Source organism: Lentimicrobiaceae bacterium, assembly GCA_023227965.1.
In the GTDB taxonomy this organism is placed as follows: domain Bacteria; phylum Bacteroidota; class Bacteroidia; order Bacteroidales; family JALOCA01; genus JALOCA01.
Map to the genome: position 1 here is coordinate 37,456 of JALOCA010000022.1, position 19,217 is coordinate 56,672.

Annotated in this window: 13 protein-coding genes and 2 tRNA genes; 10 read left to right on the top strand and 5 right to left on the bottom strand. The window is 41.5% G+C overall.

Features of this window, described 5'->3' with window-relative positions; genetic code table 11:
• Positions 1–261: 261 nt before the first annotated feature.
• From M0R21_08680 to M0R21_08695, 4 genes are all read left to right on the top strand, one after another.
• Positions 262–2,625, top strand: coding sequence for a TonB-dependent receptor (locus tag M0R21_08680; GenBank protein ID MCK9617895.1), 2,364 nt, complete (start codon positions 262–264; stop codon positions 2,623–2,625).
• Positions 2,626–2,646: 21 nt separating this feature from the next.
• Positions 2,647–3,498: a DUF4249 domain-containing protein gene (locus M0R21_08685; protein ID MCK9617896.1), complete on the top strand. Its 852-nt coding sequence runs from the start codon at positions 2,647–2,649 to the stop codon at positions 3,496–3,498.
• Positions 3,499–4,497: 999 nt separating this feature from the next.
• Positions 4,498–4,579, top strand: a tRNA-Leu gene (locus M0R21_08690).
• 204 nt (positions 4,580–4,783) lie between these two features.
• Entirely contained in the window at positions 4,784–6,061 is a 1,278-nt protein-coding gene (locus tag M0R21_08695; GenBank protein MCK9617897.1) for a gliding motility-associated C-terminal domain-containing protein, read from the top strand.
• A 38-nt stretch (positions 6,062–6,099) separates the two neighbouring features.
• Here the strand turns inward: M0R21_08695 and M0R21_08700 are convergent, their stop codons facing one another.
• Genes M0R21_08700 through hydG form a run of 3 tightly spaced genes read right to left on the bottom strand, consistent with a single transcriptional unit; the run spans position 6,100 to position 8,089 of the window.
• A complete protein-coding gene (locus M0R21_08700; GenBank protein MCK9617898.1) occupies positions 6,100–6,357 on the bottom strand; it encodes a hypothetical protein in 258 nt (85 codons plus the stop codon).
• 4 nt (positions 6,358–6,361) lie between these two features.
• Positions 6,362–6,619 carry a hypothetical protein gene (locus tag M0R21_08705; GenBank protein ID MCK9617899.1) on the bottom strand — a complete coding sequence of 86 codons (258 nt, stop codon included), beginning with the start codon at positions 6,617–6,619 and terminating at the stop codon, positions 6,362–6,364.
• Positions 6,620–6,658: 39 nt separating this feature from the next.
• Positions 6,659–8,089 carry a [FeFe] hydrogenase H-cluster radical SAM maturase HydG gene (hydG, locus tag M0R21_08710; protein ID MCK9617900.1) on the bottom strand — a complete coding sequence of 477 codons (1,431 nt, stop codon included), beginning with the start codon at positions 8,087–8,089 and terminating at the stop codon, positions 6,659–6,661.
• Between the two features lie 116 nt (positions 8,090–8,205).
• On the opposite strand from hydG, the gene M0R21_08715 reads away from it, so the two are divergent.
• A tRNA-Gly gene (locus M0R21_08715) sits at positions 8,206–8,277 on the top strand.
• A 26-nt stretch (positions 8,278–8,303) separates the two neighbouring features.
• Entirely contained in the window at positions 8,304–9,461 is a 1,158-nt protein-coding gene (locus M0R21_08720; protein ID MCK9617901.1) for a galactose mutarotase, read from the top strand.
• 595 nt (positions 9,462–10,056) lie between these two features.
• Here the strand turns inward: M0R21_08720 and M0R21_08725 are convergent.
• Both M0R21_08725 and sucC read right to left on the bottom strand, forming a co-directional pair.
• Positions 10,057–10,476, bottom strand: a complete 420-nt coding sequence (locus tag M0R21_08725; GenBank protein MCK9617902.1) for a hypothetical protein — start codon at positions 10,474–10,476, stop codon at positions 10,057–10,059.
• A gap of 134 nt (positions 10,477–10,610) precedes the next feature.
• A complete protein-coding gene (sucC, locus tag M0R21_08730) occupies positions 10,611–11,801 on the bottom strand; it encodes an ADP-forming succinate--CoA ligase subunit beta (protein ID MCK9617903.1) in 1,191 nt (396 codons plus the stop codon).
• Between the two features lie 227 nt (positions 11,802–12,028).
• Between sucC and M0R21_08735 the strand changes: the two genes are divergently transcribed.
• The 4 genes from M0R21_08735 (at position 12,029) to M0R21_08750 (ending at position 19,019) form a co-directional block, all read left to right on the top strand.
• A complete protein-coding gene (locus M0R21_08735; GenBank protein MCK9617904.1) occupies positions 12,029–12,238 on the top strand; it encodes a hypothetical protein in 210 nt (69 codons plus the stop codon).
• 172 nt (positions 12,239–12,410) lie between these two features.
• The gene (locus M0R21_08740) at positions 12,411–13,181 is read left to right on the top strand and encodes a class I SAM-dependent methyltransferase (GenBank protein ID MCK9617905.1); all 771 of its coding nucleotides are present in this window, start codon (positions 12,411–12,413) and stop codon (positions 13,179–13,181) included.
• A gap of 525 nt (positions 13,182–13,706) precedes the next feature.
• On the top strand, positions 13,707–14,747 hold the full coding sequence (locus M0R21_08745) for a sulfite exporter TauE/SafE family protein (protein MCK9617906.1): 1,041 nt from the start codon (positions 13,707–13,709) through the stop codon (positions 14,745–14,747).
• Positions 14,748–14,822: 75 nt separating this feature from the next.
• Complete coding sequence (locus M0R21_08750) at positions 14,823–19,019, top strand: heavy metal translocating P-type ATPase (protein MCK9617907.1); 4,197 nt, start codon at positions 14,823–14,825, stop codon at positions 19,017–19,019.
• The last annotated feature ends 198 nt before the right edge of the window (positions 19,020–19,217 follow it).

The following is a 19,217-nucleotide window of genomic DNA, read 5'->3' on the forward strand; positions in this document are numbered from 1 at the left end:
TAATGTTTCCAAAATGGATTTCAACTGTCGGTTTCCGCCATTCAGCATTTTATTTTATACCCTATGTTTCACTTCTCCTACTTTTGCACAGTAAAATTGTTCACAACCGAACGGTTCGTGCAAGGAAACAGAACAACGTTTCCTGAAAAAAGTTAAACTTATTCCTATGATGTAGATGTTTGCAATTTTGGCACATATTTTGACAAACCCATAAACCATTTTACGCTTCCAAATAACCATAAACCATAATAAACAATGAAAATGATTAAACAAATTATCCTGGTTTTCTGTCTTACAATAGCGGGAACACAAATTGCAAAAGCAGACGGAGACGCGGGTACCGTAAAACGCTATACAATAAGCGGCAATATAAAAGACAAATCCACCGGTGAAGAACTCCTGGGTGCCACTGTGTTTGTGAAAGGATTACAATCAGGTGCAGTTACCAATTTGTACGGATTTTATTCTCTTAGCCTGCAACCCGGAATTTACACCCTGATGTATTCTTATGTCGGGTACAACACGATTGAAAAAGAAGTCAAACTTTCGGCAGATGTTACCTTTAACATTGAACTTGAAACCAAACAGGAAGTATTGCAGGAAGCCGTAATCACCGGGGTAAAAAAGAACGAAAATATTACCAAAACCGAAATGAGCGTCATGAAGATGGATGTGAAAACCATCAGTAAAATTCCTGCACTGATGGGTGAGGTTGACATTATCAAAGCCATACAATTGCTCCCCGGCGTACAATCCACCAGCGAAGGCTCTTCGGGTTTCAGTGTGCGAGGCGGCAGCCCCGACCAGAACCTTATCATTCTGGACGAAGCCACAGTGTACAATGCTTCACACCTGATGGGTTTCTTTTCGGTATTTAACAACGATGCTATCAAAGATGTGCAGATATACAAAGGTGACATTCCGGCTTCGAGCGGAGGAAGACTTTCGTCGCTGCTTGATATTCGTATGAAAGAAGGTAACTCAAAGAATTATTCAGCTACCGGAGGCATCGGGACTATTTCGAGCCGCTTAACGCTGGAAGGTCCGGTAATAACCGACCGTTCGTCATTTATCGTTTCGGGAAGAAGAACCTATGCCGACATGTTTCTGCCACTTTCATCCGACAAAGGATTACGCGACAATAAACTGTATTTCTATGATTTTAATGCCAAAATAAACCACCGCATCAACGATAACAACCGTTTATTTGCTTCAGGGTATTTCGGAAGAGATGTTTTTAAAAACAATGGTTTTGAAATGTCGAATGGAAATAAAACCGCTACCCTGCGCTGGAACCATCTTTTCTCTAAAAAATTATTCTCAAACTTTACCATGCTGTACAGCAAATACGACTATAAACTGGGAACTGCTTCGGGTACAGCCGACGCATTCGAATGGATTTCAAATCTTGAAGATCTGAGTGCAAAAGGCGACTTCAGCTATTACATCAACCCCAAAAACACCTTGAAATTCGGTGCTTCGGCTACTTATCACACCTTCGATCTCGGAAAAGCCGTTGGAAAGGGCGAAGAAAGCTCGATTACCGATTACCTAATCCCGAAAAGTTATGCTTCGGAATATGCGGTGTATGTCGGCGACGAGCAAACCCTGTTCGGCTGCCTGACCATGAAATACGGTTTACGATATTCCGTTTTTGAAGATGTGGGACATGCAACCTATTACGTTTACGACAAAACCAATTTCAAAGAATACACCGTTACAGACACCATTCACCAATCAGGAAACGGAGCCTACAAAACCTATGGAGGATTGGAACCCCGTTTAGGACTTACACTTACTCTGAATGAAGTGTCTTCGGTAAAAGCCAGCTATTCGCGTACACGCCAATACATTCATCTGGCTCAAAATTCCACTTCCGGTACCCCTCTCGACCTTTGGTATCCGTCTTCACCCAATGTAAAACCCCAGCTTGCCGACCAGTATGCCATAGGATACTTCAGAAACTTTAAAGACAATATGTTTGAAACCTCTGCGGAAGTATATTATAAAAACATGGAACATTCCATTGACTTTCGCGACCATGCCGACCTGCTACTTAACCGCGCAATGGAAGGCGAACTCAGAGTTGGTAACAGTTGGTCATATGGTGTGGAATTCTTAGTTAAAAAAAACGAAGGCAAACTCAATGGTTGGGTTAGCTATACTCTTTCAAAATCGGAAAGAAAAATTAAAGAAATCAATGAGGGCAAAATTTATCCTTCGTCGTACGACAAGCCCCATAACATTAATATAGTTTTAAATTACGAACTTAGCAAAAGGGTTTACGTTTCAGCTAACTGGATATATGCAACAGGAGCTCCGTTTACTCCCCCGATAGCAAGGGCAAACATTGGCGGAAAAATAGTTCCTATTTACGCCGAACGCAATAGTAAACGTATGCCCGATTATCATCGCCTCGACCTTTCGCTTACACTGAAAGGAAAAGAAAAACCCAACAAAAAATGGCATAGCGACCTGAATTTCTCTCTATATAATGCTTACGGAAGAAAAAATGCCTGGGCAATAAATTTCGTACAGAATGAAGATAACCCTAACGAAACGTATGCCGAAAAAATTTACCTCTTCTCAGTAATACCTTCCGTAACTTATAACTTCCATTTTTAACAGCAAAAACCGACAACAAACATGAAAAAATTAACATTTATCATAGCAGGACTTGCACTGATGACAGCCTGCACCGAAAAAGTTCATATTGATCTAGGAAAAGACACCGAACGCTTAGTCGTTGAAGGTATAATCACTAACGACACCATGGCACATACCATAAAACTTACCACAACTACCGAATACTATTACGACCAGCCCGCACCAACAGTAAGCGGAGCCATAGTAATCCTCAGCGATGGCATTACTACCGATACCCTGAAAGAAAATACAACCGGAAGCGGCATTTACCAAACCCGCACCGACTATTACGGAGTAGCCGGAAGAACTTATACTCTTAACATAGTTCTGCAGCAACCTATTGATGGACACAAAGAATACACATCAACCTGCGAAATGAAACAGGTTCCCGCTGCTGATTCCATCCAGATGGAATACAAAAAGAATTATTACGGCGACTTGGATTTCTGGGTGTTAAAAACTTATTTCCAGGAACCTCCTGAAGAAAATTTTTATATGTTTCAGTTCAAGAAAAACGGGGTCATGCAAACTGATACTATCAGTGAATATGCAATTTCCGACGACAGATTTTTCAACAGCACTTACCTCGACGGGGTTGGCATTTTCTGGCTGGGGCAGGATAAAGATTTTGATTATTACTATCCCGTTCAGCCCGGTGATACCATTACCCTAATAACGGCAGGAATTACAGATGAATATTATCATTTTATAATGGATGTAATGCTCGAAACCGGAATGCAGACGCCTATGTTCAGTGGTCCCCCAGCTAATGTTAAGGGAAATATCAATAACGGAGCCATAGGATTTTTCGCCGCATATACCCGTAACGAAGTTACCACCATAGCCCGGTAATCCTTTCCGGAAAGTAAAAAATCGTGCAGTTATTATGTTGCACGGTTTTTTTATGCCATCTACTACCAAATTCTGTCGAGTCTTTTTAGGACGATACACTTTAAGGTAGTTATTGAATGGGTAGGGTCAAGGGAAAAGAAGTTATCTGAGGAAGAAATTCTGTTGTTTGATATAAAAGTTCAGCTATTTTAATTTGATATTAAAATGATTATCTGAGTGGTTTTTTGGACCCCACCCCATCCCTCCCCTCGTGAGGGGAGGGCGCTATAAATCTAAATTGCAGGTAGTTATTTGATGGGTAGGGTCAGAGGAAATGAAGTTATCTGAGGGAGAAATTCTGTTGTTTGATATAAAAGTTCAGCTATTTTAATTTGATATATAAATAGTTATCTGAGTAGTTTTTTTGGACCCCACCCCATCCCTCCCCTCGTGAGGGGATGGCACTATAAACCTAAATTGCAGGTAGTTATTTGATGGGTAGGGTCAGAGGAAAAGAAGTTATCTGAGGGAGAAATTCTGTTGTTTGATATAAAAGTTCAGCTATTTTAATTTGATATATAAACAGTTATCTGAGTAGTTTTTTTGGACCCCACCCCATCCCTCCCCTCGTGAGGGGAGGGCGCTATAAATCTAAATTGCAGGTAGTTATTGGATGGGTAGGGTCAAGGGAAAAGAAGTTATCTGAGGAAGCGATTCAGACATCTGAGAAAGAAGTTCAGTTGTCTGAGTAGTTTTCTCGGAACATAGCGGTCCCGATAGTCATCGGGATGTATTTCCACAATTATATTTAAATAAAAATATACCAACAGCTCATCAAATAAAAGATTAATATGCTGCTCAGAACATAAAAGAATTTCTAATTCCGCAAAACAAATATAATCTGATATATAGTAGTTAAAACAAAAAGGGGCAAATGGCAAGGATAAAACAGGTGAATTGAATTTTGTCCGGCAGCAAAAAGGAATAAAACAAAATATGTTACTACCTTTGCGCACCAAAGCGGATGTGTCGTAATTGGTAGCCGAGCCAGACTTAGGATCTGGTGCCGAGAGGCGTGGGGGTTCGAGTCCCCCTATCCGCACAAAGTAAATAAAAAGCTGCATAGGCTGGAAACGTGGCATGGAAATTACCTACCTTTTTGAGGGACGAAGTCCACGAAATCATCCGCAAGCCAGTAGAAGACTACCGCAGAAAGTTTGAAAATTTGGAATCTATTTTGTCGGAGGTATAATTTTCACAACTGCGAAGCGTTAAATTTTATATTTTCGTTCCCAAAATTCCTTGCATGAATAAAATCATCCTGCTGGTACTGTTTTTATGGAATACCCTTTGCGTTTTTTCGCAAACCCCACAACTTCCCGATAGGATAAACGCCTGTAATAATGAAGCGGTTATGCTTGATGCAGGGGAAGATTTTGCATCCTACCTCTGGAATACCGGCGATACCACACAAACCATCACCGTAAAAGAACAGGGTAAATATACGGTTACAGTAACCGATACCTTAGGCATTGTAAGTAAAGATTCGTGCATAGTACATTATCTTATATTTGAAATTATACCCAAAAATCCTGTTATTTACTGCCCCGGCAATATCACCCTGAGAGTAATACCCGACACTCTGGACTGTATATGGATGCCACTGGGCATTACCAACGATACCGTTAACGTTAGTCCAAACCGTACCACACAATACCGGGTTACGGTTTCAGACGGTAACAACTTTACTTGTACCGACACAGTTACAGTAAAAGTAATTCCCCCTTTTTCTGTTATCCTCGAACAAATTAGTAAAGGCTGTTTTACCCCCCCCGACAGTACCTGCGACGGAGGCTTTAAAGCAGTTATAAAAGGCGGTATGCCGCCTTACACAATACTATGGGATGGTGCAGAAGTAGCCTGGGATACTATTGCCGTTAATTTGTGTGCAGGCAATCATAATTTCTCTGTTACCGATGCCTCCCTCTGCGGCTTCGACACCACTTTTTACGTTGATTCGTACAAAGCTTTGAATGCTACTATTAAGGCTGACCCGGAAAAGGTTTATTTACAAAATCCGACTATACAATTTTCCTTTGAAATTGAAGAAAATGCATCAGAATTATACGACTGGGAATGGTATTTTGGTGATGGCAGTCCGGTATCAAAAGAAAGTTCTCCTATACATGTTTATTCAGGAATCAAAAAATATTACGACCCAAATAATCAATCTTATACCGATACCTTGCACTTAGTAAGGCAGATTGAAGGTTGCCAATGTGACACAAATATCATTTATACAATTCCCATTGAAGAAATCAAATTCGAGCTTCCAAATGTCATGACTCCCAATAGTGATGGCGCCAACGATGTTTTCAGGATAGATAGTATGATTTATTATTATAAACAAGTAGAACTCGTCATTTTCAACCGTTGGGGCAAAAAAGTGTATGAATCATCAAAATACAACAACGATTTCAACGGTGGTGGTTTAGATAACGGTGTTTATTTTCTTATTTTACGCTGCCATGGTTATTTCCGCGATGATGTTTTTAAAGGTTCGCTTACCATCATCAGAAACTAATAACCTGATTTTGAAATATATTTTACCTCGAACTCAGGTTAACAATTAAAGTGCATTTTCTGCACTTCCAGGTTTTCCACAGTTAGCAACTCTTTTTCTAAGCGCTGTCGTTCATCGGGATCCCCGATAAGTTCGAGAATGATAAGTCCGCAGGAGCTACAGTATTCTTCCGAAATATCGTGCATACCCAGCCGGGTTTTAATGGAGCATCCGTATCGTGTAAGGATGTCTTGTACTTTTGTGGCATCCTTTACCCTGTCGGAAATATGAATGCCGATTATTGTTATTTCTTTCATTGCATTAATGATTAAAAACCATTTTTTGTACTTCAATACCCCGGACTTCGGATAATGCCTTTTCAAAGCGTACACATTCTTCCGCATTGCCGCCCAAATGCAAAATTATTATTCCTGTCCGGCTACAGGTGTTTTCACTCAATTCGTGAAAACCCAGCCGCGATTGGATAACATGGGCATATTGGGTCAGTAACACCTGCGTTTGTCCGGCTTCTTTAATGCGGTCGGTAATTAAAAGGCCTATTATTCTTGTTTCCTTCATAAAAATTATTTTTTACCTGGTATCCTTTATTAAAAAAATTTAGAAATACAAATCTCGTTCCCCTTGTTTAATTTTTTCAATCCGGTTACGAATTTCCTGCACATCCTGATGATGTTTTTCAAGGTCAGCCAGGTTATCTTCAATAAGTTTCCAGCCTTTGCTGCGTAAGTTTTCTGAAGCATAATCCACCAGGTATTCCGTCAGGGTAAGGATAGCATTTGGTGAGCAATATTTTTTGATAAATCCAGGAACTGAAAATTCCATAAAATGTTCGCCGGTACGTCCCAAGCGGTAACAAGCCGTACAAAATGAAGGGATATAACCCTGATCGAGGAGTTCATCAATAATTTCATTAAGCGGACGGTCGTCGTTAATCTGAAATTGTTCACGGTGAAGGTTCTGATTTTTATGTTCATCTTCGGCGTAAGCTCCAATTTCAAGTTTTGTGCCACCGTCTATCTGCGAAACTCCAAATTGCATAATTTCCTTGCGAAGTTTTGCCGGTTCACGTGCGGTTAAAATCATACCGGTGTAAGGAACTGCCAGACGAAGTATTGCTACCAATTTGGCAAAATCTTTATCCGAAACATGGTATTCGTCCTTAAGTTGCAGATTTGACGCATCTTTTATACGGGGAAATGAAATAGTGTGCGGACCCACATTATAACAAGTTTCAAAATGATTGGTATGACGCACCAACCCCATTACTTCGAAACGCCAGTCGTAAAGGTTGAATAATGCTCCTATGCCAACATCATCAATTCCGGCTTCCTGGGCGCGGTCGAGAGAGGTTAACCTCCATTCAAAATCTTTTTTAATGCCTCCAAGATGGTAGCGTTTATAAATTTCGGGATGATATGTTTCCTGAAAAATCTGGTAAGTTCCGATTTTGGCAGATTTTACCTTCCGGAAACCTTCAATATCCAATGGTGCAGCATTGATGTTTACGCGGCGAATTTCCCCGTTTCCCTTTTTAACTCCATAAACCACATCCACTGTGTGGGCAATGTATTCAGGCGAATATTCGGGATGTTCCCCGTAAACCAAAATAAGCCGTTTTTGCCCGGTATCCTCTAAATTTTCAACAGTTTTTATCAACTCCTGGTCGGTTAGCGTCCGTCGTATCTGGTCTTTGTTCGAAGTTCGGAATCCACAATACTGGCAATTATTAATGCATTTATTTCCGATGTAAAGCGGAGCAAACAGCACTATACGGTTGCCATAAATACGTTTTTTAAGCTCACGGGCTCCTTCTTTTATTTGCTCAACCAGTTCGGGCTCTGTTGCATTTATAAGGACAGCAGTTTCTTCGAGAGTTAACCGTTTTTTATCAAGCGATTTGGCAATAACATCGGCTACTCTGAACTTATCTGATTTAGTATTATTTATATAATCCCAAATTTCGTCCGGGTCAATAAAGTTTTTCATTCGTTGGTCGGGAATCCGGCATTTTTCAGGCGTAAAAATCATCGTACTTTCTCCTGTTTCGTTTCAATTAATGACACAAAATTAACATTAATACCCGCGTATTGTTGCTAATTATAGGAAATAATTTTTAAAAAGATTACTTTTGCAACGTTTAAAAAGCGGAAGTAGTTCAGCGGTAGAATATCGGCTTCCCAAGCCGAGGGTCGCGGGTTCGAATCCCGTTTTCCGCTCATTTTTGTTTGTAATATTGTTGGATATGAAGAACCTATTTATCAAGATTCAACTCATAATAGTTGCTTTTCTGGGCTTTGCTTTCCTCAACTCATGCAATCCCTCGCAACAAAAGAAAGAAAAACTTACACAAATAGGTATAAAGGATACCGTGTGGGGGCAAACTACAGATGGGAAGCAGGTACATTTATTTACGCTGCAAAATGCAAAAGGTATGGTTGTAAAAATTACCGATTTCGGTGGGATTGTAACCTCCATACTTGCTCCGGACAAAGATGGAAAATTTGACGATGTAGTATTGGGCTTCGACAGCCTTGCTCCCTATTTTATTAATAATCCGCATTTTGGTGGAATAATAGGCAGATACGCCAACCGCATCGGCAATGCAACTTTTATTCTTGATGGGAAAAAATACCGGCTTGTAGCCAACGATGGGAAAAACACTCTTCACGGCGGGGTAGTGGGATTTGATAAAAAACTTTGGTCTGCCGAAAAATTTAGTGATTCAACTAAAGTAGGCATTCATTTATCGTTGCTTAGCCCTGACGGTGACCAAGGTTTCCCTGGTAACCTGAAGGTAACTGTTACTTACACACTCACAAATGCAAACGAATTAAAAATTGACTACGAAGCCACAACCGACAAAGCTACCCCTATCAACCTTACTCACCACAGTTATTTTAACCTTGCCGGAGCAGGAAACGGTAATATCCTCGCTCAGTCTGTAATGATTAATGCCGAAGAATATGTTCCTGTTAATTCAAGCCTTATCCCTACGGGAGAAATGAAAACCATCCGTGGTACCGATATGAATTTTTTAAATGCCCATCCTATTGGCGAACGCATTAACAATATACCGGGTGTACCAGGCGGATACGACCATACATATGTAATCAGGCATAAAAAAGGCGACCTGAATTTGGCTGCCACTGCTTATGATTTTGTTAATAAACGGTTTTTAGAAATTCTCACTACCGAACCTGGAGTACAATTTTATACAGGAAACTTTCTCGATGGAACATTAACGGGAAAAGGAAGTAAAGTGTATAATAAATATTATGGTTTTTGTTTCGAAACACAGCACTTTCCTGATTCGCCTAACCAACCTGATTTTCCGAGTACCATTTTGAAACCGGGCGAAATCTTCACCTCACATACGGTTTACCAGTTTTCGGTAAGATAAAAAATATCCTTATAGGACACTTTTTTAGTCTAAAGAAATTCAAATAATATTCTTCCAGAAGTTATAAAAGCAGTAGCGGGAAACATCTCTTTCCGAGGTGTTTCCCGCTTACCGTTTACTAACCGTAGTTACTAAATGGTTTCAAGCTACTGTTATTCCGACTGACTGCAACGTTTTCTCTCTTTCGGGAGGTAATTGTTTGTCCCAGGGTGCCTGTGGAATAGCCACTTCCGTGAAAGCAGATATTTTCCCCTTTTTCCCCTATCCTTCTACTTATTTCAGGTCAGAATTGTTTTTCAACTTTCCTTTCCTTCTTCGGGTGCATTATTGCAAGAACTTTTACAAGCTGTTGTTTTCTACCCCCTACTTCAGTTTCGGATTCGCCTTTTATCTCTTGCTTGATGATATAAAATTACAAAATATAATTAGTATAAATCAAGTTTTTAACCTTATAAATATCCACAATTTGCCAACAGGGTTTATCAACAGTTGTTTATATCTTTCTTGAAAAATATTTTTTTAATTTAATGTATTACAATTTGTTATATAATTACAAATCGTCTTGACAAAATGATATCCCCATAGATATTTGTTATCAATCGGGTAAGTATTGCAACAGTAGCTTTCCTTTTTTGATCCGAAGAAGTTTACACCTGATCTTTTTCCCCTGAAAACTCTGGAAAGTTGCAGGATTTTCGACGGAAAATTCCCCTTCAAAACCCAATGTATCTTTTACAATGGCATAGTTTTCCGGTTTCCCTGTTTTTTTGTGTATGCGCTGTGCTGTTTCAATAAAAAGGAAATAATATATTTTGCCTTCGCGATAAAAAGGGTGTTGTGGCTCGAGGAAAATTTTTCCGGTACAATTTATTTTATCTACCCGGCAACGCAGAGTTTGTCCCATTGTAAAATCATATTTTTTATAATAGCAGGAGGGTACGAGATGCCGCATATCCGTGGGGTCCTCCAATACAAAATATTCTGAATTATCAGCAAGCAAAATGGTATCTTTCAAGAGAAAGAAGTACCATTTTCCTACCTTTAGTTTTTTCCTCCGGAAAATTAACGACATCCAACGCATCTGTGCATAATAAAGAAGCGCTCAAAAGTAAAAAAAACATTTAAAACGCAACAACCCGCTTACCTGAATTAAGTAAGTGCACGGGTAACCATTTCTGCAGCTTCCTGTAAAAGTGTAGCAGAAAAAACTTTTAGATCTGACTGTTCAATAAGCTGCCGGGCTTCCACAGCATTGGTACCTTGCAATCTTACAATGATTGGAATTTTAATATCGCCAATATTTTTATAGGCATCAATAATTCCTTGTGCAACACGGTCACAACGTACAATGCCCCCAAAAATATTTACTAAGATTACTTTTACATTCGGGTCTTTTAAAATAATACGGAAAGCCTGTTCAACCCGGGCGGCATTTGCAGTACCTCCTACATCCAGAAAATTGGCGGGTTCGCCTCCATAAAGTTTAATGATATCCATGGTTGCCATCGCCAAACCGGCACCATTTACCATACAACCCACATTTCCGTTCAGTTTTACATAATTGAGATGATTCTGGGTAGCTTCCACTTCTATAATATCTTCTTCACGAATATCGCGCATACTGGCATACTCAGGATGACGAAATAAAGCATTGTTGTCGAGGCGTATTTTGGCATCGGCAGCTATAATGTTATTGTCAGATGTTTTTACCATTGGGTTGATTTCAAGTAAAGTAGCATCAGAATTGCGATAAGCATTGTATAAAGCCCTGATAAACCGCAACATTTTCGTATACGCTTTTCCTGTAAGCTGAAGATTGCAGGCAATCTTACGGCACTGGTACTCCTGTAAACCTACGCAGCGTTCTATTTCTTCAATAAAAATTCTATCTGGTCTTTTTTCAGCCACTTCTTCAATATCCATCCCTCCTTCGGGCGAATACATAATCATGGTTTTATTAGTATTGCGGTTGAGCAGGATGCTTAGGTAAAACTCTTGTGTTTCAAATTCACCGGGGTAATAAATATTCTGTTCTACGAGCACCTGGTTTACCAACTTGCCTTCGGTACTGGTTTGTGGTGTAACCAGATGCATTCCGATGATTTGATTGGCTTTTTCACGTACGTCCTCAAGTGATTTGGCAATTTTTACGCCACCTCCCTTGCCACGTCCTCCGGCATGTATCTGAGCTTTTATCGCCCAACGGTCAGAATCGGTAAGCAACTGGATAACTTCGGCTGCTTTCACTGCTTTTTCAGGGGTTTCTGCAACCATTCCTTCGGGTACGGTAACCCCAAAACTTTTTAAAATTTGCTTTGCCTGGTACTCATGGAGGTTCATGGCATTATTTTTTTGAGTGAGATGATTAATTTGTACCAAAAATAAATAAAAATCATATTGGATATAAACAAAAATATAATTGTCAATACGAAGAATTTGTTCATTTTGTATCTTTGTAAAAAAGGAAATTCATGCGGATAGAATTAATAAAGACAGATATTACCCTGTTGCAGGCTGATGTCATAATAAATGCGGCTATTTGAGTTTGCTGGAAGATTGAGGTGTGGATGGTACTATCCACCGCAGCATTGGTTGAGGAATGCAAAATGCTGCACGGTTGCCCCGTAGGGGAAAGATTATCGTTTACCGGCTCGTTATCGGCAAGCATAAACCGTTCCGAAGATAACTACTACTTAAAAATAGACTTTAAAAAGTTTCAAGTTTTATTGCTTTTTATATCTTTGCAAGCACTAAAACAATTGGATGTTTACCTTTAATTCGGATATTGTTCTGTAAACAATCTGTACTTTTTGTGTAGATTGTATCTTTGTTTGTTCTCGGATAATCCTTTTCGAGAACAGTTTTCTATTAAATTAATTTAAGTTTTAATCTGCGTACAATGATGAAAGCATTGTGATGCTTTTCATGTATGCAACAAAATAAAAGAAAATGAACAACAAAAAACAAACAATTCACGACTTTGACTTGAATATTATTTATGATTTTTTTTCAAAAACAGAACGTCAAGGTCCCGGAAGTCCCGGAGAAACGCTTAAAGCATTGGGTTTTATAGGCGGTCTTACCGAAAAGTCCAAAATTGCCGATATTGGTTGTGGAACAGGTGGTCAAACAATAGTATTAGGAGAAAACACACCGTGTGAAATTATCGGTGTTGATGCTTGGCCCGATTTTATAAATCAATTCAACCAAAATGCCCAAATCAAAAATCTTCAAGATAGAGTGAAAGGCATTGTCGGCAATATGGAAAATCTTCCGTTTCAAGAGGGTGAATTTGACTTGATTTGGTCGGAAGGAGCGATTTATAACATTGGATTTGAGCGTGGACTGAACGAGTGGCGAAAATTTCTGAAACAGGGCGGATATATCGCAGTTACGGAAAACACTTGGTTTACCGAAGAGCGACCTGTCGAAATTCAGGATTTTTGGCAAAAAGCCTATCCTGAAATAGATACTATCCCGAATAAGGTTGCTCAAATGCAAAAAGCAGGTTATCTTCCAGTTGCCACATATATCTTGCCCGAAACTATTTGGACAGACTATTATACTTGGCAAACCTTGAGACGAAAATCCTTTCTGAAAAAATATAACGGCAACAAAGCCATAGAAGAATTTGTCGCTTCCATGCGATATGAGGCAGAGTTATATTACAAATATAAAGCATATTATGGCTATATGTTTTATATCGGGAAGAAGATTTAAAGTATGATGAAATCAGCCGTAAATATGCGGTTTGATTAAAATGTGAAATTGAAAATTCCTTTCGTGTGTGAGCTTTTACGCACGAAAGGTTTTTTAGCTAATTTTGAGAAATGACAATTGGAAAAATGCCAGCCAAGCGGTATATTATTCATACAGCAGGTCGGGTATGAAGGGGAGAAAACCATAACGAAAAAATGCTGTTAGCTTCGTACCATAAGACCATTACAAAAACCTTTTCAGGCTTCGACGATATTTAGTCCGACAACTGATTAATAGTAGGTTGTCATTTTGAGTGTAGTCAAAAAATAAATAAAACACAATTTTTATAACAGTCTCATTACCAACAATCTCTCCTGTCCGGCAACATTTGTATTTTTTATAAATAAAAATTTTTATCGAAAATTTTATTATATTTGTCTGCAAATAGAACGATTAGCGGGATATAGAGTCTCTTCCAGAATTCTATGCAGAAGCAGGTATGTCTGAGTAGCCAGAAAAAAAATTCATAGCTAACGTAAGTACGTCATGATTGTTACAAAGGAAATCCATGTAAGCGGGATGCAATGTACCGGTTGCGTAACAATTATTGAGGAGGCGTTATATCAAATTGACGGCATCCTTTTCGCTAAAGCAGATTATGATAAAGCTACCGTAGAGGTTAGCTTTGATGCTGACAAAACCGGTTGGGACGCTATTCAGCAAGCCTGTGCCGCCAAGGGATACACTTTGGAAATATTCCCGGTATCCAACTTTCAAAAAAAGATAAAAATAATCCTTTCGTTATTGGCTCTGGCGGGCTTGTTTGCCGTGATTATGCTTGCCCGTAAATTCGGGACGCGGTTAAGTTTGCCTGAAATTAATTCGCAAACCGGCAACGGAATGATATTCCTGGTGGGTTTGCTTACCGGATTGCATTGTGTGGGCATGTGTGGAAGCTTTATTATAGGCTATACTGCGAGGGATGCCGGACAGAGCCGGTCAGTCATTGGTTCGCATATATGGTACGGTGCCGGAAAAACTTTATCGTATGCCATGTTGGGTGCAATATTTGGCTTTGCAGGCTCGTTTTTCCATATTACCCCTTTGATTAGCGGAATAAGTATCGGCCTTGCCGGCGCTTTTTTGATACTGTACGGGCTGAATATGCTCCATGTTTTTTCAATAGTAAAAGCCATTCGTATCAGACAGCCTTTAGCAATGGCAAGTTACGCTACAAAAACAAGGCGGAAATCCAAAAGCCCATTCTTTATCGGCTTTTTCTCCGGTTTTATTCTGGGTTGCGGACCGTTACAGGTGATGTATGTGATGGCAGCCGGCAACGGAGATGCACTGGAAGGCGCAAAATTTTTAACTTTATTTGGTTTGGGTACATTACCCGCTTTGTTTTGCTTTGGCTTGCTTACGCGGATGCTCACCCTTACCATGACGCGCCGTTTTGTTCAGGCATCGGGTATAATTCTGATTGTTTTAGGTTCGATGATGCTTAACAAAGGCGTACTGAAAACCAGGTCTGGTGACGAGGCGAAGAAAAGTTGTTGTCATGAACAGGTTGATGAAAAACAGTAAACAAAAGGAACATGTGGGATGTTTGTTATTCAGTAGATAAACAAAGATTGATAGCAGAAAAGATGAGGAGATAAGATGAACAACATAAAAACCATTACCGTGCCGGTTACAGGGATGTCGTGCAGCAATTGTGCCTTGACCGTGGAAACGAATGTGCGCAAACAGCCCGGTGTTGCAGAAGCCAACGTGGACTTTGCCGGCGAAAAGCTGACTGTGGCTTTCGACACGGCGCAGCTCAGCGAAAAAGACATCATTGCCAGCGTAAAACAGGTGGGCTATGGCGTTGCAACCGGCAAAACGGAACTGCCCATCACCGGAATGCAGGATCATACCGATGCCTTAAAATTAGAGAAAATACTCGTTAAACAGAATGGCGTACTTTCCGCAAGGGTTGCCTATGGAACCGAACGGGCTACGCTGGAATACATTCCCGGAATGACAAGCATAGCCGAGCTTGCTGCTGTCATCCGCAAAGCAGGTTTTGATATTGTGCAGGCAGGCGAAACCGAAGAAATGGAAGACGTGGAAGCCAAAGTACGTGCTTCAGAACTTCGCAAACAAAAGCAGCTTTTGTGGATTGGACTTATATTTACCGTTCCATTGATCATCTTCAGCATGTCGCGCGATTTTGGTATCATTGGTTTCCAGCACGATTTGTATGCCATGCTTTTTGCGGCGACGGTAGTACAGTTTGTTGTCGGCTGGCAGTTTTACGTGGGCGCTTACAAAAGTCTTCGTTTTGGAAGTGCCAACATGGATGTGCTGATTATGTTGGGTTCATCGGTTGCTTATTTTTCCAGCCTTTGCGTTACGCTTGGGATTATTAACAGTCCCAATGTGTATTTTGAAACCGGGGCAGCCATCATCACCCTGATCAGGCTTGGTAAATACTTGGAAACACGTGCCAAGGGCAAAACATCGCAGGCATTAAAAGCTTTGATGGGATTACGTGCCCGGACGGCAACGGTAATTCGCGATGGCGTGGAAAAAGAAATCAGCATCGAACAGGTGGAGGTTGGCGATACCGTTGTCGTACGACCCGGCGAAAAAGTTCCGGTGGACGGGATTATCAGCGAAGGACGGTCGGCATTTGAAGAATCCATGATCACCGGCGAGTCCATGCCCGTGATCAAAGGTCCCGGCGATGAGGTGATAGGGGCAACCATCAACCGCGAAGGGTTAATAAAATTTGAAGCGGCAAAGGTTGGAAAAAACACTACGCTTTCGCAGATCATACGGCTTGTGCAGGAAGCACAGGGGAGTAAAGCTCCTATCCAGAAACTCACCGATGAGATCGGGAAGTATTTCGTCCCCATCATCATCGGCATTGCCTTGTTTACCTTTCTTGGCTGGGTGTTTGTTGCCCAGATCGACTGGACCGGGGCGATGATGAATGCCATTGCCGTGCTCGTTATTGCCTGCCCCTGTGCCATCGGACTGGCGACGCCTACAGCCATCATGGTAGGAACTTCCAAAGGAGCCGAAAATGGTATTCTTTTCAAAAACAGCGAGACGCTGGAACGTGCCGGCAAGGTAAACATCGTTGTGCTCGATAAAACCGGAACCATCACCCGCGGCGAACCTTCGGTAACAGATATTATTCCTTTTCAAAATTATACGGCCGATGAAATTCTTCACTTAGTAGCCAGCGCCGAGCGGGGCTCGGAACATCCGCTGGGGCGAGCCATCGTGAAATCGGCTCAGGATAAAGGATTGGCTCTTGCCGAACCCAAACAATTCCGTGCGTTTGGCGGTTTTGGCATCCGGGCTATGGTGGATGATCAAGCCATCGTCAGTGGTAATCCACGGATGATGCAGAATGAAGGTATCGCTATAGAAACATTTCAGACGGACATAACAGGACTGCAAAACGAAGGAAAAACCGTGATGATAGTAGCCGTCGGTCCTGCCGATGGTAGCGAGAAAGCTGTGCCTATCGGACTATTAGCCGTTGCCGATACGGTGAAGCCCGGGGCAAAAGAAGCTATTGCCGAATTGCGTCAACTAGGCTTGGATGTGGTAATGATTACCGGCGACAACCAAAGCACCGCCGATGCCATTGCCCGTCAGGTTGGCATTGAAAAGGTCGTGGCAGAAGTTTTGCCCGGCGGAAAGGCCGATGCAATAAAAGAAATACAATCTTCCCGCACGTTGGGCAACTATGCCCATCCTGTGGTAGCTATGGTGGGCGACGGCATCAATGATGCCCCGGCATTGGCGCAAGCCGATGTGGGTATTGCCATCGGAACCGGAACTGATATAGCGATGGCCGCCGCCGGCATCACGCTGATAAGCGGCGAACTGGCCGGAATAGGTCGCGCCATTGCCTTGTCGCGCGGCACCTCCCAAACCATAGTTCAGAACCTGATCTGGGCGTTTTTCTATAATGTCGCGCTGATTCCCGTTGCCGCCTATGGTTTGCTAAGTCCGATGTTTGCGGCGGGAGCTATGGCGTTCAGCTCCATTTTTGTGGTAACCAATAGCCTTCGTTTACGGGCATTTAAAATGCAAACGTTCGCTCCTAAAAAAACGTTGTTGCGTCAAGCCCTGGAACTCTTACCCCGTATTATTGCGCCTGCCGTTGCCCTCGCAGTTCTTATTATTGCTCCTATGGTATTTATGCCCGGGAATATGGAAATAAAAGGAGCAAATGCCGGAACGATGACTCCTCTTTTGATGATGGTGATGGCTATAGCCAATGCCCTGATCGCCGTTGCCTATGCATCCATTCCTTTTTTCCTGATTGTTTTTGTGCGAAAACGTAAGGATATGCCCTTTACCTGGGTTATCTTTTTGTTTGGGATGTTTATCCTTGCCTGTGGCACAACTCATGTTATGCATGTGATTGGCCTGTGGTGGCCCGTCGACTGGTGGCAGGCAACCGTGGATTCCATTTGTGCCATTATTTCCGTGGCAACGGCTGTAGCCGTATGGCCGATCTTACCCAAACTCTTAGCCATCCCCAGCCCCAATCAGCTACGGATGGTAAACAAAGAACTGCAAAAAGAAAAGGATAAGCTTTTGTATACCCAACATGAATTGCAAAAGGCTTACGATGAAGTGGAACACAGGGTAAAAGAACGGACAGCGGAACTGGAGCTTGCCAACAAAACACTTCAGGCCGAATTTAACGAACGCAGGCAGGCCGAAGAAGCCTTGCGCCTAAGCGAAGAGAAATTCAGAAGTATTTTCGAGAATTCGGTGGTTGGAAAATCTATCACTGCTTTAGACGGAAAGATGAAAACGAATAAAGCTTTCTGCCAGATATTGGGTTATTCCGAAACGGAATTGTCAATGTTTAAATGGCAGGAAATAACCCATCGTGATGATATAGAAAAAAATCAACAAGTTCTCGACTCCATTCTTTCGGGTGAAATGACATCTGGGCGTTGGGAGAAAAGATACATCCATAAAAACGGGAGTATCGTATGGGTTGATATCAGCACTACTTTGCAAAAAGATAAAGAAGGAAATCCGCTTTATCTTATCACTTCCATTAACGATATTACGGAACGGAAAAAAGCAGAAGAGGAAATTAAAAAACTCAACGAAACGCTGGAACAGCGTGTGAAAGAACGTACAACTCAATTGGAAGCCGCCAATAAAGAATTGGAAGCATTCAGCAATTCCATTTCCCACGATTTGCGAGCGTCCCTGCGGCATATCAACGGATTTATCGGTCTTTTCCTCGACAGCAAATCCTTCGAACTCACCGAGAAAGAAATGGGCTATATCCACACCGTAATAAATTCTGCAAAGGGAATGAGCACGTTGATAGACGCTTTGCTTTCGTTTTCAAGGCTCAGCCGCTCTGAACTCAGGAAAGCATCTGTGGATACTCCTAAGATGATCCAAAAAGCGTTACAAATGTTTGAGGAAGAAATTAAAACACGGGCTGTTGAAATCAAAATAAACCCACTTCCCGAAACCTATGGCGATACCCAACTCATCGGTCAGGTTTGGATCAATCTGCTGTCCAATGCCATCAAATATACCGGTAAAAAAGACAAAGCCGTCATCGAAATAGGAAGTTATGCCGACGAAAACAACACTGTTTTCTTTGTCAGGGATAATGGAACCGGATTCGACATGCAATATGCCGGCAAATTGTTTGGTGTATTTCAACGCCTTCACAAGGCAAGCGATTTTGAAGGAGTGGGCATCGGATTAGCCAACGTCAACCGCATCGTAACCCGCCACGGAGGCCGTTGCTGGGCAGAAGGCGAAACCGATAAAGGAGCAACATTTTATTTCAGTATCCCCAATGAATAATTTTATGTCTAGTCCTGAAATAGCTTGACAGGATTTCGAGCAAAATTAAAAACTAATGAGTCATTGGGGTCTTAACCCAAGTTGCAGCTCTAACAGTAAAAAAGGGGCAAAAATGGGGTGAATTTGGGGGTTGAGTAAATGCAAGCGGCTGATCATCAATGATGGGTTATAGAAAAGGGCTTTGTAGTGCCATGCAAT

What these genes read in the sequence shown, in the direction of transcription:
- M0R21_08680 (MCK9617895.1), top strand. Translation starts at nt 262, where the DNA reads ATGATTAAACAAATTATCCTGGTTTTCTGTCTTACAATAGCGGGAACA.
- M0R21_08685 (MCK9617896.1), top strand. Translation starts at nt 2,647, where the DNA reads ATGAAAAAATTAACATTTATCATAGCAGGACTTGCACTGATGACAGCC.
- M0R21_08695 (MCK9617897.1), top strand. Translation starts at nt 4,784, where the DNA reads ATGAATAAAATCATCCTGCTGGTACTGTTTTTATGGAATACCCTTTGC.
- M0R21_08700 (MCK9617898.1), bottom strand. Translation starts at nt 6,357, where the DNA reads ATGAAAGAAATAACAATAATCGGCATTCATATTTCCGACAGGGTAAAG.
- M0R21_08705 (MCK9617899.1), bottom strand. Translation starts at nt 6,619, where the DNA reads ATGAAGGAAACAAGAATAATAGGCCTTTTAATTACCGACCGCATTAAA.
- hydG (MCK9617900.1), bottom strand. Translation starts at nt 8,089, where the DNA reads ATGATTTTTACGCCTGAAAAATGCCGGATTCCCGACCAACGAATGAAA.
- M0R21_08720 (MCK9617901.1), top strand. Translation starts at nt 8,304, where the DNA reads ATGAAGAACCTATTTATCAAGATTCAACTCATAATAGTTGCTTTTCTG.
- sucC (MCK9617903.1), bottom strand. Translation starts at nt 11,801, where the DNA reads ATGAACCTCCATGAGTACCAGGCAAAGCAAATTTTAAAAAGTTTTGGG.
- M0R21_08735 (MCK9617904.1), top strand. Translation starts at nt 12,029, where the DNA reads ATGGTACTATCCACCGCAGCATTGGTTGAGGAATGCAAAATGCTGCAC.
- M0R21_08740 (MCK9617905.1), top strand. Translation starts at nt 12,411, where the DNA reads ATGAACAACAAAAAACAAACAATTCACGACTTTGACTTGAATATTATT.
- M0R21_08745 (MCK9617906.1), top strand. Translation starts at nt 13,707, where the DNA reads ATGATTGTTACAAAGGAAATCCATGTAAGCGGGATGCAATGTACCGGT.
- M0R21_08750 (MCK9617907.1), top strand. Translation starts at nt 14,823, where the DNA reads ATGAACAACATAAAAACCATTACCGTGCCGGTTACAGGGATGTCGTGC.